Origin of the sequence: Sphingopyxis sp., assembly GCF_035250425.1 — a bacterium.
Taxonomy (GTDB): domain Bacteria; phylum Pseudomonadota; class Alphaproteobacteria; order Sphingomonadales; family Sphingomonadaceae; genus Sphingopyxis.
Genome location: NZ_DATFFD010000216.1, coordinates 1 through 4,770, shown reverse-complemented (window position 1 = coordinate 4,770; position 4,770 = coordinate 1). Strand labels below are relative to the sequence as shown.

Sequence of the window (4,770 nt, the reverse complement as noted above, 5' to 3'; positions counted from 1 at the left end):
GATGCACCGGTCCGAAAATTTCGGATCAGCCACTGGGGTCACCTGGGAAGGCGTGCATCGAGCCCTGACCCGCGAGCCAGGAGACCTGCCGGCGTGGGTCGCTCAATGCCAAGGCCCAGGGAAAGGCCGCGGCACGGAGGTTTCCGTCGAGCGACGACCAAGCGGCTGGAGCCGCTTCGGTGCCGGGGCCGCAGGCATTACGCCACCTGCGACGCCAGCATCGGTCGATCGCGTCCGCGTTTCGGCAGGCTCCGCCTTCGTTGCCGGCGTGCGGGGGCTTCCCATGTTGAAATTTGCGACCATTTCCCTGTTGGCATTGGCTACGGCGACGCCGGCGCTTGCCGAAACCGCCGACAGCGAGCGCCCCGGCGACGAGATCATCGTCACCGCCTCGCGCTCGGGCGAAGGCATCGAAGCCGATCAACTCGGCGCATCGGTCTCCGTGATCGACAGCGAGGCGCTCGAACGGCGCCAGACACGCATCATATCCGACGTGTTGCGTGACGTGCCCGGCGTCGCGGTGACGCGCATCGGCGCGGTCGGCGGCCAGACGCAGATCCGCATCCGCGGCACCGAAAGCAACCATGTGCTCGTGCTGATCGATGGCATCGAGGCCGCCGATCCTTATCAGGGCGAATATGATTTCGGCACGCTGATCGCCGATCCCGCCGCGCGCATCGAGGTGCTGCGCGGCCAGCAGTCGTCGCTCTATGGCAGCGACGCGATCGGCGGCGTGATCAATTATATCACGCTTTCGGGCCGCGAAGCGCCGGGGCTGAGCGCGCGGATCGAGGGCGGATCGTTCGGAACGATCGGCGGCGGCGCGCGCGCGGCGGGCGCGACCGGGAATTTCGATTATGCCATATCGGGCAGCTATTACGGCACCGACGGCTATCCGACCGCGCGCGGCGGCACGCGCGATGTCGGATCGGACAGCATCGGCGCGACCGCCAAGGCCAGTTGGACGCCGAGCGAGGCGTTCAAGCTGACCGGCGTGCTGCGTTACAGCCACACCAACGCCGACACGAACAACAGCGAGTTCGACCCCGCCAGCCCGCTGTTCGGCACCACGGTCGACAGCCCCGGTGTGTTTTTCAAGAATGAAGCCTTTTTCGGCCTGCTCTCGGCGCAGCTGACCGTGCTCGACGGGCGCTGGGTCAATACGCTGTCGGGCCGGTTCGCCGACACCAAGCGCAAGGGTTTCAGCCCCTTCGGCCTCGATTATGGCAACAAGGGTCAGCGCTATAAGGGCAGCTTCACCTCGGCGCTGAGCTTCGGCACCGACGCGGTCACGCACCGGCTGACCGGCGCGGTCGACGTCGAGCGCGAGAATTTTCAGACACTGACCCCCGGAGGCTTTCCGGGTGAAAAACATGCGAACAATCTCGGCGTCGTCGGGCAATATGAGCTGCTCGCGGGCGATCTCTCGCTCGGCGCATCGGGGCGGTACGACGACAATAATCGCTTCGACGATGCGACGACGTGGCGCGTCCAGGGCAGCTATCGCCTGCCGACCGGAACGCGCGTCCGCGCCGCCTATGGCACCGGGGTCAAGAACCCGGGATTCTTCGATCTTTATGGCTTTGTCGATGGCACTTACATCGGCAACCCGGACCTGAAGCCCGAAAAATCCGAAGGCTGGGAAGCCGGGCTGGAGCAAAGCTTTGGCACGAACGATTGGGCGACGATCGGCGCGACGTGGTTCGACTCCAGGCTGAAGAACGAGATCTTCATCGACTATCCGCCACCGAATTTCGACGCGACGCCGGGGAACCGCACGACCGACAGCAAGCAGCATGGCATCGAGGCGTTCGTCAGCGCGCGGCCGATCCCGCAAATCCGGTTCGACTTGGCCTATACCTGGCTGAAATCGAAAGAAAATGGCGTCGCCGAAGCACGCCGTCCAAAGCATGTCGCGAGCCTGAACATGACGATCTTCAGCGCCGACCAGCGCTTTTCGGGGACGCTGACGGTGCGCTACAACGGCCGCGCCACCGATCAGGCCTTTACCGACCCCAGCTTCATCCCGGTAACGGTGTCGATGAAGGAATATGTGCTGGTGAACCTTGGCGCCGACTACAAGATTTCCGATCGCTTCTCGATCTATGGCCGCGTCGAGAACCTGCTCGGCGAGGATTATGAGGAGGTCTTCAGCTTCGCCTCGCCGGGCCGCGCGGCCTATGGCGGCGTGCGGGTGCGCTTCTGATGAAGGCGCGCACCGACGCCGAACACACGGCGAAGATGAAGAAGATCCAGGCCGCGCAGAACAAGAAGGTTGCGGCGAAGACGGTCGAAAAAGGCCTCGTCATCGTCCATACCGGCCCCGGCAAGGGCAAGACATCGGCGGCGCTGGGCATGGCGGTGCGTGCAATCGGCCACGGGATGAAGGTTGGCGTGGTGCAGTTCGTGAAGGGCGCGATGGCGACGGGCGAGAAAGCGGTATTCGACCGCTTCCCCGACCTGGTCGAGTTCAAGTCGATGGGCGAGGGTTTCACCTGGGACACGCAGGACCGGACGCGCGACATCGCCGTGGCGCGCGAAGCATGGGAAGAGGTGAAGCGCATGATCGCCGATCCAGGCTATGCAATGGTGATCGCCGACGAGCTCAACATCGTGCTGCGCTATGAGTATCTGCCGGTCGATGAGGTGCTGGAGGCGCTCGCCGCCAAGCCCGCCATGACGCATGTCATCGTCACCGGCCGCAACGCGCCGCAGCCGCTGATCGACGCGGCCGATCTGGTGACCGAAATGGCGCAGGTGAAGCACCCGTTCCGCGAGCAGAATGTGAAAGCGCAGCGGGGGATCGAGTTCTGATGCCGTCACGCGGTCTGCTTGCCGTCGCGGTCTTGCTCGGTGGTGCGGGCCTGTTGTGGGCGGCCTCCCCCGCCCCGCCCGCGAAAGCGCCAGCGGTTCCGCAACGCATCATGTCGATCAACCTGTGCGCCGACCAGCTCGTGCTTGCGCTCGCCGACCGCAGCCAGATTTCGGGGCTGACGCACAATGCGACCGATCCCGAAATGTCGGGCGAAGCGGCGAAGGCGCGCGGGCTGCCGTTGCTGAGCAATTCGGCCGAGCAGATATTGGCGATCGAGCCCGACCTGATCGTCGGTATGCCCGCAAGCCGCAGCGCGGCGCTGACGGCCCTGCCCCAGCGGACCTATCCGCTGCTCGACCTCGCCACCGCGAACACGCTCGACGAAATCTATACGTCGATCCGCCAAACCGCCGTCGCCGTCGGCCATCCCGAACGCGGCACCGCGCTGATCGCGCGAATGCAAGCCGAGCTTGCGGGACTGCCCAAGCCAGGCAAGGGCCGCGTGGCCGCCTATTACCAGCGCCGCGGTTATATGACCGGGACGGGCACATTGATCGACGAACTGATGACGCGCGTCGGTCTCGTCAACCTTGCCGGCAAGCTCGGCAAGCCGCCGCTGTCGCAGCTGAGCCTGGAGGAGATGGTCGCGGCCGAGCCCGATTATCTGATCGTCGAAAGTGCGACCGACACGGTGACCGATCAGGGCAGCGAGATGCTGCATCATCCCGCGCTGAAAGACATTCCGCGCATCAGCGTGCCGCAGGCGTGGACGGTGTGCGGCAGCCCCGCCTACACCGAGGCAGCGCGCAGCATGGCGGCGCAGATCGCGCGCATCGAAGGACAAACCCGATGAGCCGCTTCGCCCTGCCCCGCTGGTCGCTGGTCGCGGCGCTTGCGCTCCTCACGCTTGCCGCCGCCATGGGCTCGCTGCTGTACGGCGCGGTCGACCTGTCGCTCGCGCGTCTCGTCGATGCCGCGATGGGCAATGATGACAAGGTCGCGTCGATCATCCTCTTCGACCTCCGCCTGCCGCGCACGATATTGGCGCTCGCGGTCGGCGCGATGCTCGGGCTCGCGGGCGCGGCGTTGCAGGGCTATTTGCGCAACCCGCTCGCCGAACCGTCGGTACTCGGGACGTCGAACGCCGCGGCGCTCGGCGGCGTGGCAGCGATCTATTTCGGGCTGGCCGAAATCCATCCGATCGTGTTGCCACTGCTCGCCACGGGCGGCGCGCTCCTCTCGCTCGCTCTGCTCTTCATCCTTTCGGGCAAGGCCGAGAGCCCGCTCACGCTGATCCTCGCCGGCATCGCGGTCGGCACGCTCGCGGTCGCGGGGACCAGCCTCGCGCTCAACCTGTCGCCGAACCCCTTTGCCGCGATGGAGATCATGACCTGGCTGCTCGGCAGCCTCGAGAACCGATCGTTCGACCATGTGTGGATCGCGCTGCCCTGCATCGCGATCGGCACCGCGATGCTGCTGTGGAACGGGCGCGCGCTCGACGCGCTGACGCTGGGCGAGGATGCGGCGCAGGCGCTCGGCACCGACCTGCGGCGCACAAGATTGCGGCTTTTGATCGGCACCGCGATCGGGGTCGGCGGCGCGGTGGCCGTGACCGGGGCCATCGGCTTTGTCGGGCTGATCGTGCCGCACCTGATCCGTCCGCTGACCGACCGCAGCCCGTCGGCGATCCTGCTGCCCTCGGCGATCGGCGGCGCGGCGTTGCTGACGCTCGCCGACCTGGGCGTGCGGATCATCCCGACGACGAACGAGTTGAAGCTGGGCGTCGTCACCGCGTTCCTGGGAGTGCCGGTCTTCCTTGTCCACCTGATGCGGGAGCGGCGGCTATGGTGAGCCTGGTCCTTGATCATGTCGGCGTCACGCTCGGCCGCCGCGCGGTCGTCCACGATGTCAGCGCCGATTTCGGCCCCGGCACGCTGACCGGTATCGTCGGCCCC

4 protein-coding genes and 1 riboswitch are annotated in these 4,770 nt (G+C 66.2%); all 4 genes read left to right on the top strand.

Going from position 1 to position 4,770, the window contains the following annotated elements; genetic code table 11:
• Positions 1–107, top strand: a riboswitch (cobalamin riboswitch). This riboswitch is flagged as partial in the annotation.
• 203 nt (positions 108–310) lie between these two features.
• The 4 genes from VJ811_RS12890 to VJ811_RS12875 are packed head-to-tail and all read left to right on the top strand — an operon-like array spanning position 311 to position 4,666.
• Positions 311–2,206 (top strand): TonB-dependent receptor plug domain-containing protein, encoded by a 1,896-nt coding sequence (locus tag VJ811_RS12890; RefSeq protein ID WP_324072937.1) that lies wholly within the window; start codon positions 311–313, stop codon positions 2,204–2,206.
• Positions 2,206–2,814, top strand: coding sequence for a cob(I)yrinic acid a,c-diamide adenosyltransferase (gene cobO, locus VJ811_RS12885; RefSeq protein ID WP_324072935.1), 609 nt, complete (start codon positions 2,206–2,208; stop codon positions 2,812–2,814). The genes VJ811_RS12890 and cobO overlap by 1 nt, the downstream gene beginning before the upstream one ends.
• Positions 2,814–3,668: an ABC transporter substrate-binding protein gene (locus tag VJ811_RS12880; RefSeq protein WP_324072933.1), complete on the top strand. Its 855-nt coding sequence runs from the start codon at positions 2,814–2,816 to the stop codon at positions 3,666–3,668. Before cobO ends, VJ811_RS12880 begins: the two co-directional genes overlap by 1 nt.
• Positions 3,665–4,666: an iron ABC transporter permease gene (locus tag VJ811_RS12875; RefSeq protein WP_324072931.1), complete on the top strand. Its 1,002-nt coding sequence runs from the start codon at positions 3,665–3,667 to the stop codon at positions 4,664–4,666. Before VJ811_RS12880 ends, VJ811_RS12875 begins: the two co-directional genes overlap by 4 nt.
• Positions 4,667–4,770 lie beyond the last annotated feature (104 nt).